Source organism: Rhodospirillaceae bacterium, assembly GCA_040219235.1.
In the GTDB taxonomy this organism is placed as follows: Bacteria; Pseudomonadota; Alphaproteobacteria; order Rhodospirillales; family Rhodospirillaceae; genus WLXB01.
The window spans coordinates 318,200-341,302 of sequence record JAVJSV010000016.1 but is presented as its reverse complement, the minus strand read 5'-3'; the positions used below and the strand labels follow the sequence as shown (position 1 = coordinate 341,302).

Below are 23,103 nucleotides of genomic sequence, written 5' to 3'. Positions count from 1 at the left end.
GTGTCGGATAGGTCTTCAAAAAACGAAAAATTGATCCGCACCAAAGAGCAATGGGCGCGTGACGAACGGGCGTTAACAGGCTCAGTTTCTAGCCCAAAACAAGACCGACTACCGCCAGGACAAAGGTTGGTTAAAGACTTTCCGGTCCTTGATCTTGGTTCGCAACCAAACATGCTGCCGAAAGATTGGTCGTTCACCGTTGCGGGGCAGGTTGATCGACCAATTAAATGGACCTTCGATGATTTAATGGCGCAGCCCCAGGTGGAATTTACGTCTGACATTCACTGCGTCACCACCTGGTCTAGATATGACAACAGATGGAAGGGCGTAAGTGTAAAGCATTTGCTGGCCGAGATTGAACCGCGTGCGACAGCAGCTTTTGTAATGATTAGAAGTTATGACGGGTATGCCACAAATGTTCCTTTAAACTGGCTGGATGATGATGGCGTTTTACTGGCGCATACCTGGAATGGAACGCCGTTAAGCCGAGAGCATGGCGGCCCTGTTCGCTTGGTGATTCCCAAACTTTATTTTTGGAAGTCAGCCAAATGGCTTCGGCATCTGACCTTTATGGATAAAGATGCCCCAGGCTATTGGGAAGCACGGGGCTATCACGATGTGGGAGACCCCTGGAAAGAAGAGCGTTACGCTTAAGCCAACGCCCCCTCAACAACAGACATCGTTGATGGTGAAACTGGGGGAAGAATTCTAAGAACCTGCAAACCTGCCTGCGTAAACAAAGATTCAAAATCTTCAGCCGTTCGTTCCCGACCGTCAAGCAATGCCATAATACCGACGTCCAAATATTTATTTGGATCTGATGCATTTCCGGGCTCAATGACGGCGTCAATTACAGCGATACGCGATTCAGGTTTAAGCGCGGCTTTCACTTTCTTCAGAATTCGCACAGCATCCTTGTCACTCCAGTCGTGCAAAATGCGTTTAAGTAGATAAATGTCATGGCCAGCAGGAACGTCATTAAAAAAATTTCCAGCGACTAGGGCGCAGCGGTCCATCAAATTTGCATCTCTGATAAACTGTGGGTCAGAGAGCACATGACTTTGATCGAACAGGATGCCTTTAAGGTTAGTGTGTTGTTTGAGAATTTCAGCAAGCAGTCCGCCCCGTCCACCCCCGATGTCGATCACATCTGTTGACTCGCCGAAGGGATAAGCATTCGCGATGATGGTATTTTCCGCGTTCGACATGAGTGCCATAGACGCATCAAACAAAGTTCCTAAATCTGGCTCGGCGGCTAGCTTGTCGAAAAAGGCTGAGCCATGCGCAAGTGTGAAGGCGGTTTGGCCTGTTTCCATGGCCTTTGGCAATTCTTTGTAGGTCTCCCATATGACATCTTGCCATGCAGTTCTGACCAGAGATCTCACAGAACCAGCCACATCATCCCGCAGCACTTCAGAAGCGTCGGTATTCCGAAAATGGCCTGTTTTGTCTTGGTGATAAATCTCAATTGAGGCAAGAAATCTGAGCAATCTAAAAAGCGAGGGAGCGTGCACGCCGCACGCATTGGCTAGTTCTTCTGCCGTCATGGGCTTTTGCGCTAGTTTGTCTGAAATGCCCAGTTCTGCTGCGATTGCGATACAGCGTGCCGGGAGAATTTGACCCGTGATGCGCAAGATTGTCGATTGAGCAGCTTGAACATCCATCGTGTGATCTACTCCCACTCTTTTTTCCGTAACCAGGATAGACCATACTAACGTAGTGTGTATCTAATTCTAAACCGCGATATTGAAAAACATCATAGACGAACACCTCAGCAGATTAGAAACGGAGCAGGGCAGCCATGAAGAAAATCTCACTTGCAGCAATTGTGACTTCATTTTTTACAGTACTTGGGAGTGTCGCAGCGATGGCTGAGACGGCACATGATTTTTCTTTTTCATCTATCGATGGCGGAGCCTTGCCACTGTCTGACTACAAAGGCAAAGCGGTTCTGATCGTGAACACAGCCTCATTTTGCGGATATACGCCACAGTACGAGGGACTGCAGTCGTTGTGGAGCGAATATAAAGACAAAGGACTGGTTGTTCTTGGCGTGCCGTCTAATGACTTTGGTGCGCAAGAACCCGGCACTGCGGAAGAAATTAAAGATTTCTGTGAAACCAATTTTGATGTCGACTTTCCCTTGGCTGCAAAAGAAGTCGTAAAAGGCAGTGATGCGCATGCATTTTACAAGTGGGCCGCAGACGTAAAGGGCGATGAAAATGTACCACGCTGGAACTTTCATAAGTATCTTGTCGGACCGGACGGGACTTTGGTTGAGGCGTTTCCAAGTCGTGTCGAGCCTATGAGCAAAGAGTTGATTGGAGCAGTCGAAGCTGCACTCCTCAACTAACCGCTTCAAAAGAATCGGCTTTAACTGATCGACCTGAACACGTCCTCAAACATCTTGGGGGTAAGTCGGCGCGTGTTCAGGTTGTATCTGGAACAGTGATAACTATCGACCAAAGTAAGTCCATCACCGAGATCATGATGTGCTGCATGAGCGAAAGCGTATGCAGATTTTTTAAATCCTAAAGTCGTGAGCACAGCCTCGTGCGCAATACGGCCAAGGGCAAGGAGGGTTGTTAACTCGGGCAAGTTGTTCAGTTCATCAACCAGAAAAGACCGGCAGGCTTTTTGCTCTGCGCCGACGGGTTTGTTTTGCGGTGGCACGCACCGAACAGCATTGGTTATTCTACACCCCTTTAGAGATAGTCCGTCATCTATGGATTGACCATAGATGCCCTTAGCCCATCCAAATTTAATAAGTGTGGGATAGAGAAGATCGCCGGCATGATCGCCCGTAAAAGGCCGGCCTGTGCGATTTGCACCCTGGAGTCCCGGCGCAAGCCCGACAACCAGCAATTTACAATCAGTTGGTCCGAATGCGGGCACAGGTCCGTTGAACCAATCAGGGTGAGCCTTTCTGTTGGCAGTGCGAAAATCCGTCAGTCTGGGGCATTTGTTACAATCGTGGGGTGGGTCAACAAATTCGGATGTCATAATCAGTTGCTGTCTTCATCAAAGTCATCATCATAACCGCTGGTTGGAGGGGAATCACTGTCTGATGAATGCTGAGATTTGCGCGCGAGCACGTCTTTCAGCGTGGCAAGTTCGATAAAATTATCAGCTTGTCGGCGCAGTTCGTCTGCCACCATCGGCGGCTGTGATTTGGTGGTACTCACAATTGAGACACGGACTCCCTTCCTCTGAACGGCTTCAATTAAGCTTCGAAAATCACCATCTCCAGAAAAAATAACAACGTGTTGAACATGGTCAGCCATTTCCATCACATCAACGGCAAGCTCAATGTCCATATTGCCTTTAATTTTTCTGCGGCCTTGTGGGTCTGTAAACTCCTTTGCGGGTTTTGTGACCATGGTAAAACCATTGTAATCTAGCCAATCGACCAGGGGGCGTATGGGGGAATAATCTTGATCCTCCATGAGCGCTGTGTAGTACAGTGCGCGAACCAATTGGCCCTTGTCTATGAAAAGCTCTAGCAAGCGCCTGTAATCAATGTCGAAACCCAGCGCTTTTGCTGCGGCATAAAGATTTGCACCATCAATAAATAACGCCATACGTTCGTGAGGATAAAATAACATGCTGGTCTCCTGGAAAATGGATTTTGTGTAAAAGTTAGAATTTGGGATGCGTTGTAATGCAACGCGAGTGATTTATGGCTATTATCAGTCATATAAAGATAATCATTATGACCACAGCAAAATGGGATTTAACAGTGGCGTTGAGCGGGTGATTTACATTGCTCTAGGCGCAAATCTGCCAAGTCATGTCGGCGAACCGCTGGTGACGTTGAATAAAGCGCTTGAACGTTTTCCGATAAAGGGGATTAAAGTCGAGGCGCTCTCCAATTGGTATGAGACGACCCCTGTGCCTGTTTCAGATCAACCGCATTACGTTAACGCTGTGGCGCTGGTTTCAACCCAACAAGACCCCATTAGCCTTCTAAATACCTTGCTATCTATTGAGGATGAATTTGGTCGCGAACGACTTGAGAGAAATGCGGCAAGAACTCTGGATCTTGATATCCTGGATTTTAACGGTGAAGTTTCTGAAAATAGCCCAATTTTGCCGCATCCCAGGCTTCAGGATCGCGGTTTTGTTCTTCTGCCTTTGCGTGATGTGGCCCCAAAGTGGCGTCATCCTGTGACGGGGCAGGGGATTGATGATCTCATTTCCGCTGTTTCAAATGTCTCGACGGTCAAGAAGATAACCGAGGAATTGGCGTAAAATTCACAAAAGAGAAGCAACGCGGGCGAGGAAAAGCCTTGTTTTTCAGTCCTTTCCTCACTAAATACACTATCAATCGAATCACACTCTTTGACGATAGCAGCATTTTGCGTTTCCAAAGTGCCCTCCGTCAGCTTTAAAAGTACAGGAATTCACTATGGCACGCGTCACTGTTGAAGATTGCATTGATAAGGTCCGTAACCGCTTCGAGTTGGTGGTTGTGGCATCTCAACGGTCTCGGGAAATCTCTGCTGGCGGAGAACCTCTGCTTGACCGGGATAATGACAAAAATCCGGTGGTGGCCTTGCGGGAAATCGCTGAAGAAAAAGTCGTTGCCGATGAACTTGTAAACAGCGTTATCCAGGGGATGCAGCGCCACGTTGAAGTGGATGAGCCAGAAGAAGATGGCTTTGATGCTATTGCTGATGGCCGCAATCTTTCCGGTGATGGTCAAGAGTATACCGACGAAGTTGCCGCTGCTTCAGGCATGAGTATTGAAAGCAGCGATGGTGATGACCCGCACCCACAGGTCAGTTATGAAGACGTCACCAGCGAAGAAGCTGGTGTGTTTCAAAAGGGCAGCTAGTTTCAAAATTTAGAGAGACTACAGCTTTAAACCGCGCCCAGGATCTGTTGAGGCGCGGTTTTTGTTTTCAACACGCTCTTTTCGTAATCGCCTTATGATACTATGTGTAAAGTAACATAGGAGACGGTTTGCGCGATGCTTCGCCAATTTGAATTGGTTGAACGGGTAAGATCTTACGATCCGAATGCGGACGAAGAGGCCATCAATCGCGCCTACGTTTATGCAATGAAGATGCATGGCTCGCAAATGCGAGCGTCGGGTGATCCTTACTTTTCGCATCCTATTGAAGTCGCCGGTATTCTTACAAACTACCGGTTAGACACGGCGTCTATTGTCACTGCTTTGCTTCACGACACTGTTGAAGATACCGGTGCAACGATTGCAGAGATCACGAGCCTGTTTGGAGATGAAGTCGGTAAGCTTGTCGATGGCGTGACAAAGCTGACTCGCATTCAAGTCCAGAATGTTGAATCCAAGCAAGCCGAAAATTTCCGTAAGTTAGTTCTGGCCATGTCGGAAGACATTCGCGTTCTGTTGGTGAAACTCGCAGACCGTCTTCATAACATGCGCACGCTGAATTATGTCCCTAAGCCTGAAAAGCGCAAACGCATTGCTCTGGAAACTATGGAGATTTACGCGCCACTGGCAGAGCGTCTGGGCATGCAAGAAATCAAGACCGAACTTGAAGACCTGTCGTTTGCTGAGCTTCATCCTGAAGCCAGAGCATCGATTTTAATGCGCCTTCGGTTTTTGGAACGCGAAGGCGGAGATTTGGTCGGTCGAATCATGGATGAATTAGACCAAACCCTTAAAGATGCTGACTTGAAAGGGTACGTGTCTGGTCGTGAGAAAACACCGTATTCGATTTGGTATAAAATGCAGAGGAAGAACGTTAGTTTCGAACAGCTTTCTGACATTATGGCGTTCCGGATTATGGTCGATCAGCCGGAAGACTGTTATCGGGCGCTAGGTATCATACATGGTAAATACCGGATGGTGCCCGAGCGCTTTAAAGACTACATCTCCACCCCCAAGCGCAATGGATATCAGTCTATTCATACCAGCGTGATCGGACCTGCAAAGCACCGTATCGAGGTCCAGATTCGAACACAGAAAATGCACGATATTGCTGAACTCGGTGTCGCCGCCCATTGGCATTATAAGGGCGAGTTGGGCGATATGGCAGATAGCCATTACAACTGGCTAAGAGAACTCTTGGATATCATGGAGCACGCACAGTCACCTGAAGAATTCCTTGAGCACACCAAATTGGAAATGTTCCAAGATCAGGTGTTCTGTTTTACCCCGAAAGGGGAATTGGTTCCCCTGCCGAAAGGAGCGAGCCCGGTCGATTTTGCTTACGCTGTGCATACCGAGATTGGAAACACCTGTGTTGGAGCGAAAGTAAATGGGCGGATTGTTCCGCTACGCGTTGAACTGCACACAGGGGATCAGGTTGAGATTGTTGTGTCTAAGGCTCAGAAACCATCCCCTGAATGGGAGGGCTTTGTTACTACGGGGAAGGCCCGCGCTCATATTCGCAGGCGCATCCGGTCTGAGGCCCACGCGGAATATGCCAAGCTGGGCGGCGAGATTTTAGCTAAAATGTTTACCAAAGAAGGCTATGACCTTACACCTGAAGGCTTGCACGAAGCTTGCGAAAAGCTGGGATTTGAAGATTCTGCGGATGTGAAGGCAGCGATCGGCGAAGGGCGCCTTGCGGCACGACAAGTGCTTGAAGCAATTTACCCAGGTGTAAAGACTGAGTTTGATTCCAAAGTAGTGAATATTTCTCGTGCTCGGGAAAAAGCATCAGGACAGCAAGACACTGCGATCTTAATTAAAGGTCTAACACCAGGATTAGCTGTTCATTTGTCGGAATGTTGCCACCCTTTGCCCGGGGATCGTATCGTTGGAATACTTCAACATGGCAAAGGCGTTGATGTTCATACAATAGACTGTGAAGCGCTTATTGAACTTACTAACGAGCCTGACCGCTGGCTTGATATTGCATGGGATTTGAGTGGCGTGGAAGAAATGCATTTGGGGCGCATTAATCTTATTGTCCTTAATGAGCCTGGCAGTCTTGGTGCACTCTCTATGGTGATTGCACAGAACAAAGGAAATATTTCGAACCTAAAGATGGTCAACCGCTCTAGTGACTTTTTTGAGATGGACCTTGATATTGAAGTGACGAGCGTGAAGCACTTGACGAATATCATTGCTGCGCTTCGGGCGTCTTCAGCGGTTAATTCCGTTGAGCGCGCGCGCGGCTAAAGAGCAACTATATAATGTTCCGCCGTCGCGTCCGTCCCAGCACACTTGCCCTGATCAAAATATTTTTATGGCCTAAGTCCGGCTGGAGTCGGGCAGGTCATTACTTTTGGCATAGATTGAACCGGCTTCCTGGTACGCCGCACTCGATTGCCGCCGGGTTGGCCAGTGGGGCGGCAGTGTCTGTTACACCCTTTATCGGCACACATTTCTTTATTGCCGGTGCTCTGTCTTGGCTTATAGGCGGTAACGTTCTTGCCTCAACGTTCGGTACTCTTGTTGGCAACCCTTGGACGTTCCCGGTGATTTGGATCACCACGTACTATATTGGCAATGTTCTCATTGGAAACGGAATGCCCACAGGTGAAACGGTTCTGAATTTCAGCGATATGTTCGGTGGTCTGGTTAAGTCCATGATCGAAATGGATGGGGCCTTGTTTATAGATCGCGTTTGGCCCGTATTGTGGCCAATGATCGTTGGCAGTATTCCGTCGGCATTACTTACCTGGGCTTTGGTTTATGGTGTGTTCTACCGCTTGGTTGAAGTCTACCAACGGCGTCGGAACATGCGCAGACTGGCTAAAGCTCTTGCGATCGCCAATGCAAATAAATCAAAGTTGGGTGCGACTTCTGATTCGGCTGGGCAGGCATGACTATGGCAAATACACTACGCCTCGGGGTGAATATCGATCACGTGGCTACGATCAGAAACGCGCGTGGTGGGCTGCACCCTGATCCGATCCGTGCTGCAGTGATGGCGGCTGAGGCTGGTGCTGATGGCATCACCGCTCACCTGCGCGAAGACCGCAGACATATATCGGATTCTGATATCGAACGATTGGCCCGCGAAATTGATTTGCCTGTAAACCTTGAGATGGCGGCAACAGATGAGATGCTAGCCATAGCATTACGTCATCGCCCTTTTGCGGCTTGTATCGTTCCAGAGAAGCGAGAAGAACGCACAACAGAAGGGGGGTTGGATGCCGCAGGAGGTCACAATCACTTGGCACGATTTGTGCGTGAAATGGGGAGTGCCGATATTCGTGTCTCGTTATTTATCGAGCCAGACTTGCGACAAGTTGATGCGGCTGCCCAACTGGGAGCACCAGTCATTGAATTGCATGTTGGGGCCTATTGTGAGGCCAGAAATGAGGATGAGAGACAGCATCACTACAACAGGATCATTGCTGCTGCTGCCCATGCAGAAAAAATCGGATTAGAATGTCACGCGGGTCACGGAATTACGTTTGACACTGTTGGTCCTATAGCGGCTATTTTAACCTTAAAAGAACTAAACATTGGACACTTTTTGGTCGGGGAGGCGATTTTCTCGGGTTTTGCCAATTCTATTCAACACATGCGGCACCTCATGGATCAAGCTCGCGGCCAGGGTGAACCAGACATTGTGCCAAGAGCGATTGCGCCGAGGGCTTCTGCATGATTTTAGGGATAGGCACAGACCTTATTGATATTCGTCGCATTGAAAAGACCCTGGCGCGCTTCGGTGAGCGCTTCATTGTTCGTATTTTTACAGACGTTGAAGTGGCCAAGGCTGAGCGTCGTAAAGGTGCTGGCTCCGCCTATGCCGCGACCTATGCCAAGCGCTATGCTGCTAAAGAAGCGGCTTCAAAAGCCTTGGGGACGGGGTTTCGACGGGGGGTTTATTGGCGTGATCTTGGCGTTGTAAATTTACCGTCTGGGCAACCGACCGTAAAAATGACTGGCGGTGCTGCAAAGCACCTAAGCAGCCTGGTTCCAGCGGGTATGGAAGCCCGCGTTGACCTCACGATAACAGATGAATACCCGATTGCCGAGGCCATGGTGATCATAACCGCAGTACCCAAAATAGATGTTTCTGGTTAATCTTACAGGTCTGTAGGTTGACAGCGGGGAAGCGGCCCGGTTTTATCCCCGCATTCGGTCGCGCCTTCCTGGTATAACCGGTTCTTTTTGTTGAAATTGCTTAGGCGGACCATCGTGCTTGAAAATACTGGAACCGTGTCAAAAAAGAAAAACGATGGGTTCTGGGAAACCATTCGTACCGTTTTCTACGCCATTCTGGTCGCCCTGGTTATTCGAACCTTTGCTTTTGAGCCATTTAACATTCCATCCGGGTCTATGCGCCCGACACTGTTAATTGGAGATTATCTTTTCGTATCCAAGTTTTCCTATGGCTACAGTCGGCATTCTTTTCCATTAAGCTTTATGCCTTTTTCCGGTCGGATGATGTTTGATCCACCAGAGCGAGGGGATGTTGCCGTCTTTAAACTGCCCCGTGACAATAAGACTGATTATATCAAGCGCGTGATTGGGCTCCCTGGCGATAGCATCCAGGTTCAAGATGGCCGGTTATTCATCAATGGTGAGCTGGTGCCACGGGAGCGTATTGACGACTTCACCTACAGCACACCCTATGGCAGCCAAGTCAGAGTGGCGCAATTCATTGAAACGCTGCCAGGTGGCAAACAGCACTTCATTCTTGAAGAGGGCGATAACCGTCGTTTTGATAACACGCGAGAATTCAAAGTCCCCGACGGTCACTATTTTATGATGGGTGATAATCGCGATAATTCAGAGGATAGCCGCAGCCAAGTAGGTTTTGTGCCAGCTGAGAATTTGGTTGGTCGTGCAGAAGTGCTGTTTTTCTCGACTGACGGCACAGCTTCTATTTTTGAATTTTGGAAGTGGCCGACGGCCATTCGTTTTAGTCGGCTGTTAGACTCTCTGCGTTGAGTCTTCCCATGAAAGACCGCAGTCCGTTAGACGACAGTCTTCTGCATCGTTTTCGTACCCCCGCACTGAGAGATCTCGCGTTGACTCATCGTAGTGCGACAGTCGATAGCGCGGCTGTTGTCCCTGAAGTCACGAACGAGCGCCTTGAGTTTTTGGGAGATCGTGTTTTAGGGCTTTCCGTTGCTGATTTGCTCTACACAAACTTTCCACATGAGCCAGAAGGCAATTTAGCCCGCAGGCTTGCCACCCTGGTCAGCCGGGAGACTTTGGCCAAAGTGGCAGCCTCACTTAATTTGCAAAATTACATAGAAGTTGGTGGTGGGGGCGAAGATCAGGCCCAAAAGACAGATAGTATTGCTGCGAACGCCTGTGAAGCTCTGATTGGGGCAATTTATCTGGATGCGGGGTTCGACGAGGCTAAGCGCGTTGTTGTGAATCATTGGCAGGCGCACATGGAGGCGGCTGTCACAGCCCCTAAAGATGCAAAAACGACCTTACAAGAACTGGTGCAAGGCCAAGGCTTGCCGTTGCCGGTTTACACGCTGCTGGAACGCACCGGGCCAGCACATGCGCCTGAGTTTACAATGACAGTACACGTTGAGGGGTATGATAGGGTCCAAGGCGTCGGCGCGTCGAAGCGCATTGCCACCCAAGCGGCTGCCGAAGCCATGCTGAGGGTCATTTTATGACAGGGCTAAAGGTCATTACATGACAGATTTGAATTCTGAAGCTGAAAACACGCGGTGCGGGTTTGTTGCTGTGCTCGGGGCTCCCAATGCTGGGAAGTCGACTCTGGTCAATGCTTTGGTGGGCACCAAAGTCTCGATTGTGTCGCCAAAAGTACAGACTACTCGGACCATCGTGCGCGGGATCGCGTTGAAAGAACAGAGTCAGATCGTCTTCGTCGATACACCTGGTATCTTTGAAGGGGCAAAACGGCGTCTAGAACGGGCCATGATCTCGGTGGCGTGGTCCGGTGCGGAAGACGCTGATGCCGTGCTGCTGGTGGTGGATGGTGCCCGCAGTTTGGAGGCGGATACCAGAGCACTCCTAAAGTCCTTGGCGAAACGTCAGGAAACCAGGTCAACGCCAGTGATGCTGGTGGTGAATAAAGTGGATGTCGCCGATAAGGAAAAATTGCTGAGCCTGACCACCAATCTCAATGACGTGGTTAAATTCACGGACACTTTTATGGTCTCTGCCCTCACCAGCGACGGCACGGATCGCATTCTGGATATCCTGGCGGGCATGATGCCGCTAAGCCCGTGGCTGTTTCCGGAGGATGATGTCTCTGACATGCCGCAGCGTTTGCTGGCCGCAGAAATCACCCGGGAAAAGCTGTTCATGGCCCTGCGTCAGGAACTGCCCTATGACTGCATGGTCGCAACCGAGTCCTGGAAAGAAAATAAAGACGGGAGCGCCCGTGTTGATCAGACGATCTATGTGACCCGTGACAGTCAGAAGCCGATTGTTCTGGGAAAAAAGGGTGCTGGAATCAAATCGGTCGGCGAACAGGCCCGGCGCGAGCTGGAAAACCTTCTCGAGCGCCGCCTGCATTTATTTTTACACGTGAAAGTAGAGCCAAAATGGCGGGAACGCCGTTCAAATTATACGGCTTGGGGGCTCGACTTCGACGCCTGAGTAAGCTTTATTAGCGTCAAATTCGCGTATTAGGCGAGGTTCTTGGTTTGGACTTAGACCGTTGGGGTGTGGTTCTTTTTTGGGGGGGCGCCATGGCGCTCTTCGTTGTCGTATGGCGGCGTGGAACCAACACGCGGCGGCGTTGGCCCGACCATGTGCTGTTGTTCAGCGGCATTGCCGCCATGATTGCCGGATTGGCGCTCATCTTTCTGCCCGACTTCAGGTAAACCTCTTTCATGGCTGTTGAATGGACCGATCTTGGTTTGGTCCTCTCCGTGCGTAAGTACGGTGAGCACGATGTCATATTGCATGCCCTGACCGAACAGCACGGGCATCATGCGGGCGTGGTCAAAGGCGGCGGTGGACGCAAGGGCCGGGGGCTGTATCAGCCGGGAAACCGCCTGCACATGCGCTGGCGGGCCAGGCTCGCGGATCATCTGGGAACCTTTGTTTGTGAACCGGACCGTATGTTTGCCGCGGGTGCTTTGCATGATCGTAATATGCTGATTGCAATGACCGCCTTGTGCGCGATGGCCGAAGCCGTCCTGCCGGAACGGGAAGCGCATCCTCTGGCCTATGAACAGGCATGTCACCTGCTTGGAACGCTCGGTGAGCCTCATTGGGCGGCGGACTATGTGCTGTGGGAAATGCATCTGCTGAACGATCTCGGGTTTGGGTTGGATCTGACCTCCTGCGCCGCGACAGGGGTAACAGACGATCTGATTTACGTGTCACCCAAAAGCGGCCGGGCGGTCAGTCGTGAAGCTGGGCTGCCCTACAAAGGCAAGCTGCTGGTGTTGCCCCCGTTCCTGAAAGCGGATGATACCCCTCAGCCGGGAAACAATGATGTGGCCGCCGGGCTAGACCTGACCGGCTACTTTCTAGAGCAATACGTTTTTAAGCCGCATCAAAAAACACTCCCTGATGCCCGGCAAAGACTGAGGGCCTTGGTACAAAGCTGAAATCTGATAAAGCGTCAGACGTGCCCCGCTCCCGGGCAAGGGAAAAACGGGACACGTCCTCACGCTGCTGCTCTGCTCGGATTAGCGCACGCAGCGATAGGCAAAAGCGGCTTTTCTTGATGCGACTCTGCACAGGAACAACGCGACAAAATAGGTTGTGGTTGCGTTGTAAATAGAACTGTAATCTCGCTTTTTGCGTGCTGAGTTCCAGGTTTTCTGCGGGACAGAGAAGAGTCTGATTTGAAAAAAAGAAGGCTTTTATTGATAAAAATGCCGGATTGAGAATTTCTTGTTGGGGCTCGTCCGTGGAACGAGCCCATGCACGACTGGTTCCGCTCAAACGAGCCCATGCACGCCCCAAAAAGAGCGTTCCGTGGAACGAGCCCATGGACCACGGGTTTTGCTCCCCTAGGAACGAGTGTCTTTTCGGGTTCAAGGCGTGAATTTTGGCCTCAAAACACCACATATTGGGGTTTACAGGGGCACCAACACCCTGCATCTTGCGAGGCCGTAGCGTCTTGCGCTGCACCTTTTTTCGCGGCGTGCCGCACCCTAAGCTTCCTGGTTAGAAACACCTATGGCTCGATCCCGTACCCCGAAAAAATCCAATGTTGTGGAGACCATTGTCGAAGCGCCCTTTGGGGAAGCTTTGTCCCAGCGGTATCTGGCCTATGCCATGTCGACCATTGTGTCGCGCTCGCTGCCCGACATCCGCGATGGCCTGAAGCCGGTGCATCGACGCTTACTGTTTGCCATGCGGGAACTGAAGCTGAACCCGGATCAGGGCTTTAAAAAGTGCGCCCGGGTTGTTGGGGATGTCATCGGTAAGTATCACCCCCATGGAGATGTGGCCGTGTATGACGCCATGGTGCGGCTGGCGCAGGATTTTGCCGTGCGCTATCCGCTGGTCGAGGGGCAGGGCAACTTCGGTAACATCGACGGCGATAACGCCGCCGCCATGCGCTACACGGAAGCGCGGCTGACCAAATACGCCATTGCCCTGATGGATGGCCTGGATGAAGATGCCTCTGACTTCCGCCCCACCTATGACGGCGAAGAACACGAGCCGATCGTGATGCCGGCGGCGGTACCCAATCTGCTGGCCAATGGCTCGTCCGGGATTGCGGTGGGCATGGCCACCAACATTCCACCGCATAATGTGGGCGAGCTATGCGATGCGCTGATTCACATGTGCGATGTGCGCAAGAAAGACCCCAGTAAGGCCAAGCAAGAGGGTGGACGCCCTGAAATTCTGGACGCCACGCTGCTGAAATATATTCCGGGACCAGATTTCCCTACGGGCGGTATTCTGGCCGAGAACAAAGAGTCCATTGCGGAATCCTATCGCACCGGTCGGGGCAGCTTCCGGGTGCGGGCACGCTGGGAAGTCGAGGAACAGGGACGCGGGCAGTTCGATATCATTGTCACCGAAATGCCTTACCAGGTGCAGAAGGCAAAACTGATCGAACGCATTGCCGAGCTGATGGAAGCACGCAAGTTGCCCTTCCTGGCGGATGTGCGCGATGAGTCCGCAGAAGATGTGCGCTTGGTGCTGGAGCCGAAAAGCCGCACGGTTGATCCTGAAATGCTGATGGAGCAACTGTTCAAGCAGACCGATTTGGAAGTCCGCTTTGGCCTCAACCTGAATGTGCTGTGTGCCGATGGCGTGCCGCGTGTGCAAAACCTGCGCGAGGTGCTGCAAGCCTATTTGGACCACCGTCAAGTTGTTCTGGTGCGCCGGTCGAACCATCGCCTTGAGAAAATCAATCACCGGCTAGAGGTACTGGAAGGTTATTTGATCGCCTTCCTGAACCTGGATGAAGTGATCAAGATCATTCGCGAAGAAGATGAACCCAAGCCGGTTTTGATGAAGCGCTTTAAGCTGACGGATGTGCAGGCGGAAGCCATTTTAAACATGCGTCTGCGCTCTTTGCGCAAGCTGGAAGAGATGCAGCTCAAAGGGGAACACGATACCCTGAGCACGGAAAAAAAAGCGCTGACGGCGCTGTTGAAAGATGAGTCCAAGCAATGGGCCAGCGTCGGCGAGCAATTGCGCGAGGCCAAAAAGGAATTCGGCCAGGGTACGCCTTTGGGGAAACGCCGGACCGAATTGGGCGATGCACCGTCCGCCGTGATTGTGCCGATCGAAGCGCTGGTTGAGAAAGAACCGATTACCGTTGTGCTGTCCAACAAAGGCTGGATCAGGGCGCTGAAAGGCCATCGCGAAGATATTTCTGATCTGAAATTCAAAGACGGCGATGACTGGGCCTTTTCCTTGCAGGCCACCACGGTCGACAAGCTGTTGTTCTTTGGCTCGGATGGGCGATTTTATACGATACCCGGAGACCGCTTGCCCCAAGGGCGCGGCTTTGGCGAGCCGCTGCGATTGATTGTCGATCTGCCCAACGATGCCAACGTGCTTGAGATGAAGGTGTGGGAGAAAGAGGGCAAGCTGTTGGTGGCCTCCAGTGCGGGGCGCGGGTTTGTTGTGCCCGAAGAGCATGTGTCCGGCCAAACCAAGAACGGGAAACAGGTGTTGAACCTCGGCAAAGGCGAAAAGGGGGCGGCCTGTTTTATTGTTGAAGAAAATGATGACCACGTGGCTGTGGTGGGCAAGAACCGCAAGCTGATTATTTTCCCATTGGATGAAGTGCCCGAGATGACCCGCGGCCGTGGCGTGTTTTTGCAGCGCTATAAAGACGGCGGTTTGTCGGACGTGAAAACTTTTGTCTTGAAAGACGGGTTGACCTGGATGACCGGCGGTCGCCAGCGCACCGAGGAAGACCTGCGGGCGTGGGTTGGCAAGCGGGCTCAGGCGGGACGCATCGCGCCACGCGGGTTTTCAACCACCAATACGTTTAGGTGAGTGGAAATCGATTTCCTGGTGAAGATAGCCTGATGTAGGGCGGCTCCTTTGGTGGCAGTGATACATTTGGGGTTTGACTTGGCTCTGAACGTGGCAGGTTAGGGGGCTTGCTGCTAAGAGCAGAGCTTTGGTCCCCCTTACTAGCCACCTCGGGCAAAACACATGCCGTCATGCTCGGGTTTATCCCGAGCATCCAGGGGGACGCCCCTTCTTTTGCCAAGAACCCTGGACCCTCGGAATAAATCCGAGGGTGACACATGAGGAGTGGGTCTTAGAAATAGCAGAGCTACGGCATGGATATGCGCGGGTTAAAAGTGTACACTTAACCCGTTTCGAATCATTCGCCGGCCACCGCTCATGTGTGTTGCCAGATAAGTTTGAGAAACGTTGAACTGCGGCGGCTGGCCCCAAGGTGAGGGACCGACCATGCAACATGAAGCCACAAATTCTAACTTTTCAGTATCAGATGAAGGCACTGCGCCGGCGCGGGCGTCTCTTGGCCCAAGTGTCCGGTTTATCAATTTTACAGACCTGACCGATGCCATCGCCAAAGGTCTTGAAGATTTTAATGCAAAACCAAGTCATCCGCTTTTTATTGGATTGATTTATCCTTTTGCAATGCTGCTGGCGCTGGGTGTGACATTGAATGAGAAGCTGTTGCCGTTTGCTTTTCCCTTAGTGTCTGGCTTTGCCTTGCTTGGCCCGTTCGTCGCGATTGGTTTGTACGAATTGAGCCGTAAGCGTGAATTAGGCGAAGATATTTCTTGGCGCGATGCCTTTGCCGTTACGGCCTCGCCGGCCTGGCCAGAAATTTTGAAATTAGGCGGGATACTGCTGGCGTTGTTCCTGTTGTGGATGAGCGCCGCCGCTATTCTGTTTTTATTGACGGTCGGAGGCGAGCCGATTTTATCGCTCGGCGATTTTATAGACCGCGTGTTTACCACCAAAGCGGGCTGGACCATGATTGTGGCCGGGAATGGGATTGGTTTTATTTTTGCTGTCGTTGTTTTATCGATCAGCGCTGTCTCATTTCCGATGTTGCTGGACCGCCACGTGAGCACGGGCAAGGCCGTCGCTTCATCCGTCGAGGCCGTTCGTAAAAACCCCGTAACGATGTCGGTCTGGGGTTTGATTGTGGTCGGGAGCATGATGGTTGGCGCGCTGATGGCTTTGGTTGGCTTGGTCGTGGTGATGCCTGTGTTGGCCCATGCGACGTGGCATCTTTACCGAAAGGTTATTGTTTAAGCCTGGTGCGATTGTGTTTTAGGGATTGTGTTTTAGGGATTGTGTTTTCAACGCTGTATTCGAGTTTGGGATGACCTTGCGGCTTATAGAGGCAAATGATGATGGGTATCAAAAAATGAAGTAAGTTTTTTTGGACGCATGAAGAGTGTGAATTTGAATACGTATGCTTTGCCTAAATGCGTTATCTTTGCGCCATGCTCACTCCATCTGCCACGTCTATATCTGCCAAGTCCACGCTCATCACACGGTTTGCGCCGTCACCCACGGGGCTGCTTCATCTTGGTCATGCCTATTCGGCACTCCTGAATTTTGACGCTGCTGTAAAGGCGAGGGGGCGCTTTCTTTTACGCATCGAAGACATTGATGTGACGCGATGTAAAGCTGCATTTGAGGCTGCGATCTACGAAGATTTAGAGTGGCTTGGTCTGCATTGGGATGCTGACGTTTGGCGACAGTCAGACCGTTTTGAAATTTATACCGAGCATCTGGAAAACTTAGCCGCGCGCGGCTTGGTTTACCGCTGTTTTAAAACCCGCAAAGACATTGAAGAGGCGATGGGTGCGCCGCATCAGCGCTCAGAGGTTGATGCACCCGTGTTTCGCAGCGGGCCTCTGGCGGCCTCGAAGGAACGCGACAACCTAGCAGAGGGTCAACCTTTTGCCTGGCGGTTGTCCTTAGAGGCGGTTGAGGCTGAACTTGGCCCTACATTTGAAACGCTGACCTATCAAGAGGTGACTGAGGACGGTGTGCAGGAACGCCCTGCAAATGCCACACAGTTTGGCGACGTGGTGTTGGGCCGTAAAGACATCGGCACCAGTTATCATTTGTCATCGGTTCTGGATGATGCGGCCCAAGGCGTAACGCATGTCATTCGGGGTGACGACCTGCGCGAGGCGGCAGGACTGCATGCGGTGCTCTATGCGCTGTTTGATTTGGAGCCGCCGGTCTATCAGCATCATAAGTTGATTGTGAATGACCAGGGCGAACGGCTGTCAAAACGCGATGGAGCGTTGTCGCTGCGGGCCATGCGTCAGGCGAACATGACCCCGGAAGATGTGCGCGGCAGGCTTTTTTAAACGCAAAGAATAGGTCACAGTCATCATAGGAAATCGGTGTTGATTATGAGAGGGCGTATAAAGATGCTGAAAAAACTATTGGTGCTGACGCTGTTGGCAACGGGCATTTCTGTTGGTGGGGCGGGTCACTCTGTGGTGCGGGCCGAAGAAAACACATCACCGCCCTTATTTACGGCAACGCCGACGATTTTGTTGCGCACGCCAGACCCCGAAAACCTAACCAAGTTCTATGAAGCGCTTGGCATGAAGGTCGCGCGACGCAGTGAAAACGGTTCGTTCATTTATCTGGAAAACGGGCAAGGCTCATTAGAGATTCTGAAAATGGACCCGAACACCAAGCCTGGTGGCCCTAAAACAACGCGCACCCAGCAAGGGGTCGTGGCCATTTTTGAAGTCACGGATCAAGCGGAGTTGGTGCGGCGCGCAAAAGAAGCGGGGGCGACGCTGATTGAGCGCTGGACGTCGTCTCAGCGCGGCCACTCGATTTATTACGTTGGGGATTGGGAAAACAATATTTTCGGGTTTGCCCCACGTTATCACAACCCAAACGTTAAAGTGCCCTAGGAGGTGAAGATGCGACTCTTACACGGACTTACAGGACTGGCGATTGCCTGCGTGATTGCAACATCTATGCCCGTTCGGGCGGAAGAGAATACAACAGCGCCGCTCTTTACGGCGACACCGACAATTCTGTTGCGAACACCGGATCCTGGCACGCTGTCTGAATTTTACATTGCGCTGGGCATGAAAGTGAATCGTGTCAATTCCCGTGGCAGTGTCATCTTTTACCATGAAGACGGCGGCGGCTCCCTTGAGATTGTGCGTATGGATCCGAACACGCAGCCGGGCGGCCCGAAAGAGTCACGGACACAACAGGGGGTGGTCGCAATTTTTGAAACCACGGACCTGGAAGACGTGGTGCGGCGTGCACGTGAAGCAAACAGCCCCCTTATTGAGAAATGGACGTCGTCTCAGGCGGATGTCTCAATCTATTACATAGCTGACTGGGAAAATAATATCTTCGGCTATGCGCCACGCAATCATAACCCCAACATCAACACGCCTTAGTTTTCATACCAAAGAGTGTCCGCTGTAACGGACAAATCCCATTTTTTGTCTGTGTTTTTATGGTGTGGGTGATGCAGCGGTGCATCACTACCGTATTAAAACTCTATCCCGGACCGTTTTAGTACCGATTTCGCTTGTTGTCAGCTCTGTGACACTTATATTCCGTTGGAATTACAAGGGGATGACTTGATCCTTAATCAAGTCGACAAAAATCTATTATTTAGATATCTGGAGAGAGAGTTCATGCTGAAGCGCACGCTTTACACAACGTCAATCATCGCCTCAGGGATGGTGGTTGGTCTGATGTCCGCCAATGATGTGTTGGCCCAAAACATTACCCTCGAAGAAATTGTTGTAACGGCACAGCGCCGTGAGCAGGACCTGCAGACGGTTCCCGTTCCGGTTTCCGCGTTCAGCGTTGAGCAGCTCGAAAATCGTCAGATTTCTGAAGGCCAGGATCTGGAGCGTTATGTTCCCAGCCTGAAAATGACCAACAACATCACCCAGCCGACCAACCTGTCACCGTCCATGCGCGGCTCGTTGCAGCAGGATGCGTCTTTGGCGGTGGCTGAGTCTCCGTTCGGGATTTACGTGGATGACGTTTACGTTGGCCGCTTGAACGGCAACAACACACGCTTGGCTGACGTCGAGCGCATCGAAGTTCTGCGTGGCCCGCAAGGCACACTGTACGGTCGGAACACCCTGGCCGGTGCGTTGAAGTTCATCAGTAAGACCCCAGGCGATGAAATGTGGCTGGACGGCTCCGTAGGTTATGGCAATTACGATGCCTATGAAGCGTCCGTCAGCACAGGTGGACCCCTGAGTGATACGATTTCAGGCTCTGTTGCGTTGCAGTTAAACGGCCGCGATGGATACGGCACCAATCTTGCCACCGGTGAAAACATCGGTGAAGAAGAGAACTGGGCCGGTCGCGTGAAATTGCGCTACACCGGCGGTGAGAACTTTGATGCCATTGCTCATGTCTCTTACGCAGACAGCCGCAACGATTCCAACGTAATGGTCAATGCAACAACACCTGGCATTCCGAACAACGCCCAATACACAACGAAAGACCTGGTTCCGACGTTTGGCGGACTCTACGACAACTTTGTGCCCAACCAGGACTACAGCGGCGGTGGGGTGCTGAACATCACCGACCAACCGCGCGGCGATACCGAGCAGCTTATTGCTTCGTGGACCATGTCTTATGATTTTGACACTGCGACGTTGAAATCCATCACCGCATTTGTGAACACCAAAGACTATTTCACCACGGACTTCTCGGGTGCCGGCGTAATTGTAGGGGCCATTGAAACGGACTCGGATCAATGGACGCAGGAGCTGCAACTGACGGGTACGGGCTTTGACGATAAACTTAACTACATCGTAGGTGCGTTCTATCTCAATGAACGCGCCACCCAAGATATCAACTGGTACTTCTTTGGCCCAACCTCACGCAGTGGCTATGACACAGGCACAGACTCCTATTCAGTGTTCGGTCAGGCTGATTATGCGATTACGGATCAACTGAGCATGACCGCTGGTCTGCGCTGGACCCGCGACGAAAAAGACTGGGACTTCAACATTGATTATTTCTTTGCCCCAGTCCCCTCTGAAAACATTGTCGATGCAATTGAAGAGAATTCCTGGACGCCTAAGGTCGGCCTGGATTATGCCGTCAATGACGACGTGATGCTGTTTGTTTCAGCCGCCAAGGGTTTCAAGGCGGGTGGGTTTAACGGCATCAACATCTTCGATACCAGCGTTGCGCAATCCAACTACGGGGCTGAAACCAACTGGACCTATGAAGCCGGTATTAAAAGCGAGTTGTTCGATAACCGCTTGCGCTTCAATGCCAACTACTTCCACAACCGCATCAGTGACCTGACGCTCAACGCCCAGGTGTTGGTGAATGGCAACCTGACGTTCCCCGTGCAGAACGCGGGCTCGGCCACCATTCAAGGGATCGAAATTGAAGCCAATGCCGCGTTGTTTGAAGGCTTCAATGCGTTCACAACCGTCACACTTCTGGACGGCAAGTTCCGTGATTTGGATCCAACATCAGCGCCGGCAAATTCGCTGACTGCTTTTGGAGTAGTCGCACAGACACCGCAAACAGCTGATTATGCCTTTGCGATTGGCTTTGATTACACGCGTGATTTCGTCATGGGTGGTGTTGATGCCGCGATCAAGGTGGGTGCAGATATGTACTACACCGATGACTTCATTACTTCGGCAACCAACGAAGTGCTGTCGGCGTCCTATGATCGCATCAATGCCTATGCCGAGATTGAATACAATCAAACCTGGGCCGCACGCTTCTCGGTTTCCAATCTGGAAGACAACGAACTGTTCGCAACTGGCTCGCGTGGATTGGGTGGCTTCGTGGCCCGTCCGCCACAGACCTACAAACTCACTCTGAAATACAGCATGTAGTTTGAGGTCTTAGACTGAAATAGAGAAAGCCCCGCTTCGGCGGGGCTTTTTTTGTCTGCATTTTTTGGTTCTAGAGGCGCGTGATGGGCAAGGTTATGGCGTTCACGCAGATATAACGTGTAGCGTTCACGCCCGGCAGTCAGGTAAGTGATTCCCAGCCATTTGGGCCAAGAATTTCTAGTGGCTTGAAGCGTTTCTTATAGGCCATCTTGGGGCTCTGCTCGATCCAATAGCCGAGATAAATATAGGGCAAACTGAGCGCGCGGGCGTGTTCAATCAACCACAGCACCACGAAGTTACCTAAACCGGCATATTCTGGATCTGCCGAGAAGAAACTGTAGACGGCTGATAAGCCGTCATTGGTTTGATCGGTCAGACAGACCGCGATCAATTCACTCTCTGGTGTTCTGAACTCTACCAGATAGGTCTCTATAGGGCTGTCTTCGATCATCGCACTGTATTCGTAAAACCCCATGTGTGCCATATCGCTGGACGCATGCCGGGAGCGCTGATAGTGGTTGAACAGTTCGAATTGTTCTGTGGTGGCTCGGGCAGGAACCACATGGGCTGTGATGTCTGCATTGGCTTTCCAGGTGCGGGCGAGACTACGGCGCAATTTGAAATCAGCAACGTTCACCCGGACCGGCACGCAAGCCTTACAGCCAGGGCAGGCAGGCGCATAGGCAATGGAATGACTGCGACGGAAACCGCCCTTGGCCAGCATCTCGTGAAGGGTGTCTGATTTTGGGCCGTTTAATTCGGTGACAATTTTACGCTCTAACCGGTCAGGCAGATAGGGACACGGCAAGGGAGCGGTGGTGAAGAAGAACTGCGGACGCGTAAGGGCTGTATATTCCATGAACCACTAAATCTTGTGTAACAGGACTATGCTCCACATTGCATAGCCCAGAGAGGGTTAGCAAGGGGGGAATTTCTGGAAAAGCTATAATTTGCGCGGTGTGTGGCGGTTAGGGCGCAGGCGGATTGAACTAGTTTGGTGCACGCGGCTGCAGAAAGTCAGGCAAACGATCAAAGGCTTCTGCCGCAGAACCATCGTCGCGCAGCAGCACAATACTGATGCGGCGGTTTTGCGGGGCTGTGGGGTCGTCTTCTAACAGCGGCTCATTGGCAGCTTGACCAGTGACCTTAGCAACCCGTTGTTCGACCACGCCAAAGTCTTCCAATACACGGCGCGTAGCAAGGGCACGGTCAGCACTGAGTTCCCAGTTACTGTAGCCAGACGGATCGCTGAACGGTGTGGCATCGGTGTGCCCGGTGATGCTCAGTTCGTTCGGCAGCTTTGCGACAACACGGGCCACCAGACTGATGATCTGCCGGGTGTAGCCATACATGGCCGCACTGCCCGAAGGGAATAAGGGCAGGCCATCTTGATCGACGATCTGGATGCGCAGACCTTCGGGTGTGTAATCAATCAATAGGCTCTCTGAGAGCTCCGCCAATTCAGGGATACCTTGAATAAGTTGCTCAAGTTCATCAGCGGCTTGTTCAAATTGTGCTTCCTGGCGTTCCCTCAAAGCTTCATCAATATCTTCTTCCGTCGGGTCACGTGAGGGACCTTCACCGGGATCAGTGAGGTCTTGGCCGCCCGCGCCAACAGTGGGCGGGGGAAGCGGGACGACAGCAACACTGCCGGATTGGCTTTGCTGGGAGCCTTCGCCGATGGTCAACCCGCCAAGCATACCACCTGCACCACTGCTGTTGCTGGAGGCTGCAATGGGCGTGAAGTAATTTGAAATGCCGCTCAAGGTGTCTTCAGACACAGAATTGAGCAGCCAGAGCAGAAGAAAAAAGGCCATCATGGCCGTTACAAAGTCAGCGTAGGCCACCTTCCACGCGCCACCATGGTGGCCATGGCCACCTTTCTTGATGCGCTTGACGATGATGATATTGCCGCCGCCGGCGCCACCACCACCACCCGAGCCGAACTCCGGGCGATCTGACATG

The 23,103-nt window shown here is 51.8% G+C and carries 24 protein-coding genes; 19 read left to right on the top strand and 5 right to left on the bottom strand.

The genetic code is table 11. The features are described 5' to 3' along the window. Positions 1–654, top strand: a complete 654-nt coding sequence (locus tag RIC29_16240) for a sulfite oxidase-like oxidoreductase (GenBank protein ID MEQ8736474.1) — start codon at positions 1–3, stop codon at positions 652–654. On the opposite strand, the gene RIC29_16235 is transcribed toward RIC29_16240, so the two are convergent. Then, positions 651–1,682, bottom strand: coding sequence for a methyltransferase (locus RIC29_16235; GenBank protein ID MEQ8736473.1), 1,032 nt, complete (start codon positions 1,680–1,682; stop codon positions 651–653). The genes RIC29_16240 and RIC29_16235 overlap by 4 nt on opposite strands. A gap of 119 nt (positions 1,683–1,801) precedes the next feature. On the opposite strand from RIC29_16235, the gene RIC29_16230 reads away from it, so the two are divergent. Next, complete coding sequence (locus RIC29_16230) at positions 1,802–2,353, top strand: glutathione peroxidase (GenBank protein MEQ8736472.1); 552 nt, start codon at positions 1,802–1,804, stop codon at positions 2,351–2,353. 20 nt (positions 2,354–2,373) lie between these two features. On the opposite strand, the gene RIC29_16225 is transcribed toward RIC29_16230, so the two are convergent. Then, on the bottom strand, positions 2,374–3,003 hold the full coding sequence (locus tag RIC29_16225) for a uracil-DNA glycosylase (protein MEQ8736471.1): 630 nt from the start codon (positions 3,001–3,003) through the stop codon (positions 2,374–2,376). Positions 3,004–3,005: 2 nt separating this feature from the next. Then, on the bottom strand, positions 3,006–3,605 hold the full coding sequence (locus RIC29_16220) for an NYN domain-containing protein (GenBank protein MEQ8736470.1): 600 nt from the start codon (positions 3,603–3,605) through the stop codon (positions 3,006–3,008). 121 nt (positions 3,606–3,726) lie between these two features. Between RIC29_16220 and folK the strand changes: the two genes are divergently transcribed. The 17 genes from folK to RIC29_16135 all read left to right on the top strand — a co-directional run bounded on the left by folK (position 3,727) and on the right by RIC29_16135 (position 21,138). Then, positions 3,727–4,251, top strand: a complete 525-nt coding sequence (gene folK, locus RIC29_16215; protein ID MEQ8736469.1) for a 2-amino-4-hydroxy-6-hydroxymethyldihydropteridine diphosphokinase — start codon at positions 3,727–3,729, stop codon at positions 4,249–4,251. Between the two features lie 157 nt (positions 4,252–4,408). Continuing rightward, the gene (gene rpoZ / locus RIC29_16210) at positions 4,409–4,837 is read left to right on the top strand and encodes a DNA-directed RNA polymerase subunit omega (protein ID MEQ8736468.1); all 429 of its coding nucleotides are present in this window, start codon (positions 4,409–4,411) and stop codon (positions 4,835–4,837) included. A gap of 135 nt (positions 4,838–4,972) precedes the next feature. Beyond that, positions 4,973–7,114, top strand: coding sequence for a bifunctional (p)ppGpp synthetase/guanosine-3',5'-bis(diphosphate) 3'-pyrophosphohydrolase (locus tag RIC29_16205; GenBank protein MEQ8736467.1), 2,142 nt, complete (start codon positions 4,973–4,975; stop codon positions 7,112–7,114). Positions 7,115–7,128: 14 nt separating this feature from the next. Beyond that, positions 7,129–7,764 (top strand): DUF2062 domain-containing protein, encoded by a 636-nt coding sequence (locus tag RIC29_16200; GenBank protein MEQ8736466.1) that lies wholly within the window; start codon positions 7,129–7,131, stop codon positions 7,762–7,764. A gap of 2 nt (positions 7,765–7,766) precedes the next feature. Then, entirely contained in the window at positions 7,767–8,552 is a 786-nt protein-coding gene (locus RIC29_16195) for a pyridoxine 5'-phosphate synthase (GenBank protein MEQ8736465.1), read from the top strand. Beyond that, positions 8,549–8,974, top strand: a complete 426-nt coding sequence (gene acpS, locus RIC29_16190; protein MEQ8736464.1) for a holo-ACP synthase — start codon at positions 8,549–8,551, stop codon at positions 8,972–8,974. The genes RIC29_16195 and acpS overlap by 4 nt, the downstream gene beginning before the upstream one ends. A gap of 135 nt (positions 8,975–9,109) precedes the next feature. Continuing rightward, positions 9,110–9,844 (top strand): signal peptidase I, encoded by a 735-nt coding sequence (gene lepB, locus RIC29_16185; GenBank protein MEQ8736463.1) that lies wholly within the window; start codon positions 9,110–9,112, stop codon positions 9,842–9,844. An 8-nt stretch (positions 9,845–9,852) separates the two neighbouring features. After that, on the top strand, positions 9,853–10,533 hold the full coding sequence (gene rnc, locus RIC29_16180; GenBank protein MEQ8736462.1) for a ribonuclease III: 681 nt from the start codon (positions 9,853–9,855) through the stop codon (positions 10,531–10,533). A gap of 19 nt (positions 10,534–10,552) precedes the next feature. Then, positions 10,553–11,485, top strand: coding sequence for a GTPase Era (gene era, locus RIC29_16175; protein MEQ8736461.1), 933 nt, complete (start codon positions 10,553–10,555; stop codon positions 11,483–11,485). Between the two features lie 92 nt (positions 11,486–11,577). Then, a complete protein-coding gene (locus tag RIC29_16170) occupies positions 11,578–11,712 on the top strand; it encodes a hypothetical protein (GenBank protein MEQ8736460.1) in 135 nt (44 codons plus the stop codon). Positions 11,713–11,721: 9 nt separating this feature from the next. Then, positions 11,722–12,447, top strand: coding sequence for a DNA repair protein RecO (gene recO / locus RIC29_16165; GenBank protein MEQ8736459.1), 726 nt, complete (start codon positions 11,722–11,724; stop codon positions 12,445–12,447). 577 nt (positions 12,448–13,024) lie between these two features. After that, positions 13,025–15,313, top strand: a complete 2,289-nt coding sequence (parC, locus tag RIC29_16160) for a DNA topoisomerase IV subunit A (protein MEQ8736458.1) — start codon at positions 13,025–13,027, stop codon at positions 15,311–15,313. Between the two features lie 426 nt (positions 15,314–15,739). Then, complete coding sequence (locus RIC29_16155; GenBank protein ID MEQ8736457.1) at positions 15,740–16,558, top strand: DUF2189 domain-containing protein; 819 nt, start codon at positions 15,740–15,742, stop codon at positions 16,556–16,558. Between the two features lie 194 nt (positions 16,559–16,752). Continuing rightward, on the top strand, positions 16,753–17,634 hold the full coding sequence (gluQRS, locus tag RIC29_16150) for a tRNA glutamyl-Q(34) synthetase GluQRS (GenBank protein MEQ8736456.1): 882 nt from the start codon (positions 16,753–16,755) through the stop codon (positions 17,632–17,634). A gap of 63 nt (positions 17,635–17,697) precedes the next feature. Next, positions 17,698–18,198, top strand: a complete 501-nt coding sequence (locus tag RIC29_16145) for a VOC family protein (protein ID MEQ8736455.1) — start codon at positions 17,698–17,700, stop codon at positions 18,196–18,198. Between the two features lie 9 nt (positions 18,199–18,207). Continuing rightward, positions 18,208–18,702, top strand: coding sequence for a VOC family protein (locus RIC29_16140; protein ID MEQ8736454.1), 495 nt, complete (start codon positions 18,208–18,210; stop codon positions 18,700–18,702). Positions 18,703–18,945: 243 nt separating this feature from the next. Then, complete coding sequence (locus RIC29_16135; GenBank protein ID MEQ8736453.1) at positions 18,946–21,138, top strand: TonB-dependent receptor; 2,193 nt, start codon at positions 18,946–18,948, stop codon at positions 21,136–21,138. A gap of 139 nt (positions 21,139–21,277) precedes the next feature. On the opposite strand, the gene RIC29_16130 is transcribed toward RIC29_16135, so the two are convergent. Together RIC29_16130 and RIC29_16125 are read right to left on the bottom strand one after the other, a co-directional pair. Beyond that, positions 21,278–21,997 carry an arginyltransferase gene (locus RIC29_16130; GenBank protein MEQ8736452.1) on the bottom strand — a complete coding sequence of 240 codons (720 nt, stop codon included), beginning with the start codon at positions 21,995–21,997 and terminating at the stop codon, positions 21,278–21,280. A gap of 130 nt (positions 21,998–22,127) precedes the next feature. Next, entirely contained in the window at positions 22,128–23,102 is a 975-nt protein-coding gene (locus tag RIC29_16125; GenBank protein MEQ8736451.1) for a flagellar motor protein MotB, read from the bottom strand. Position 23,103: the final 1 nt, after the last annotated feature.

Excerpts from the sequence above, each read along its gene's own strand:
- RIC29_16230 (MEQ8736472.1), top strand. The coding sequence starts at position 1,802 with ATGAAGAAAATCTCACTTGCAGCAATTGTGACTTCATTTTTTACAGTA.
- RIC29_16225 (MEQ8736471.1), bottom strand. The coding sequence starts at position 3,003 with ATGACATCCGAATTTGTTGACCCACCCCACGATTGTAACAAATGCCCC.
- RIC29_16220 (MEQ8736470.1), bottom strand. The coding sequence starts at position 3,605 with ATGTTATTTTATCCTCACGAACGTATGGCGTTATTTATTGATGGTGCA.
- folK (MEQ8736469.1), top strand. The coding sequence starts at position 3,727 with ATGGGATTTAACAGTGGCGTTGAGCGGGTGATTTACATTGCTCTAGGC.
- rpoZ (MEQ8736468.1), top strand. The coding sequence starts at position 4,409 with ATGGCACGCGTCACTGTTGAAGATTGCATTGATAAGGTCCGTAACCGC.
- RIC29_16205 (MEQ8736467.1), top strand. The coding sequence starts at position 4,973 with ATGCTTCGCCAATTTGAATTGGTTGAACGGGTAAGATCTTACGATCCG.
- RIC29_16200 (MEQ8736466.1), top strand. The coding sequence starts at position 7,129 with ATGTTCCGCCGTCGCGTCCGTCCCAGCACACTTGCCCTGATCAAAATA.
- RIC29_16195 (MEQ8736465.1), top strand. The coding sequence starts at position 7,767 with ATGGCAAATACACTACGCCTCGGGGTGAATATCGATCACGTGGCTACG.
- acpS (MEQ8736464.1), top strand. The coding sequence starts at position 8,549 with ATGATTTTAGGGATAGGCACAGACCTTATTGATATTCGTCGCATTGAA.
- rnc (MEQ8736462.1), top strand. The coding sequence starts at position 9,853 with ATGAAAGACCGCAGTCCGTTAGACGACAGTCTTCTGCATCGTTTTCGT.
- era (MEQ8736461.1), top strand. The coding sequence starts at position 10,553 with ATGACAGATTTGAATTCTGAAGCTGAAAACACGCGGTGCGGGTTTGTT.
- RIC29_16170 (MEQ8736460.1), top strand. The coding sequence starts at position 11,578 with ATGGCGCTCTTCGTTGTCGTATGGCGGCGTGGAACCAACACGCGGCGG.
- recO (MEQ8736459.1), top strand. The coding sequence starts at position 11,722 with ATGGCTGTTGAATGGACCGATCTTGGTTTGGTCCTCTCCGTGCGTAAG.
- parC (MEQ8736458.1), top strand. The coding sequence starts at position 13,025 with ATGGCTCGATCCCGTACCCCGAAAAAATCCAATGTTGTGGAGACCATT.
- RIC29_16155 (MEQ8736457.1), top strand. The coding sequence starts at position 15,740 with ATGCAACATGAAGCCACAAATTCTAACTTTTCAGTATCAGATGAAGGC.
- gluQRS (MEQ8736456.1), top strand. The coding sequence starts at position 16,753 with ATGCTCACTCCATCTGCCACGTCTATATCTGCCAAGTCCACGCTCATC.
- RIC29_16145 (MEQ8736455.1), top strand. The coding sequence starts at position 17,698 with ATGCTGAAAAAACTATTGGTGCTGACGCTGTTGGCAACGGGCATTTCT.
- RIC29_16140 (MEQ8736454.1), top strand. The coding sequence starts at position 18,208 with ATGCGACTCTTACACGGACTTACAGGACTGGCGATTGCCTGCGTGATT.
- RIC29_16135 (MEQ8736453.1), top strand. The coding sequence starts at position 18,946 with ATGCTGAAGCGCACGCTTTACACAACGTCAATCATCGCCTCAGGGATG.
- RIC29_16130 (MEQ8736452.1), bottom strand. The coding sequence starts at position 21,997 with ATGGAATATACAGCCCTTACGCGTCCGCAGTTCTTCTTCACCACCGCT.
- RIC29_16125 (MEQ8736451.1), bottom strand. The coding sequence starts at position 23,102 with ATGTCAGATCGCCCGGAGTTCGGCTCGGGTGGTGGTGGTGGCGCCGGC.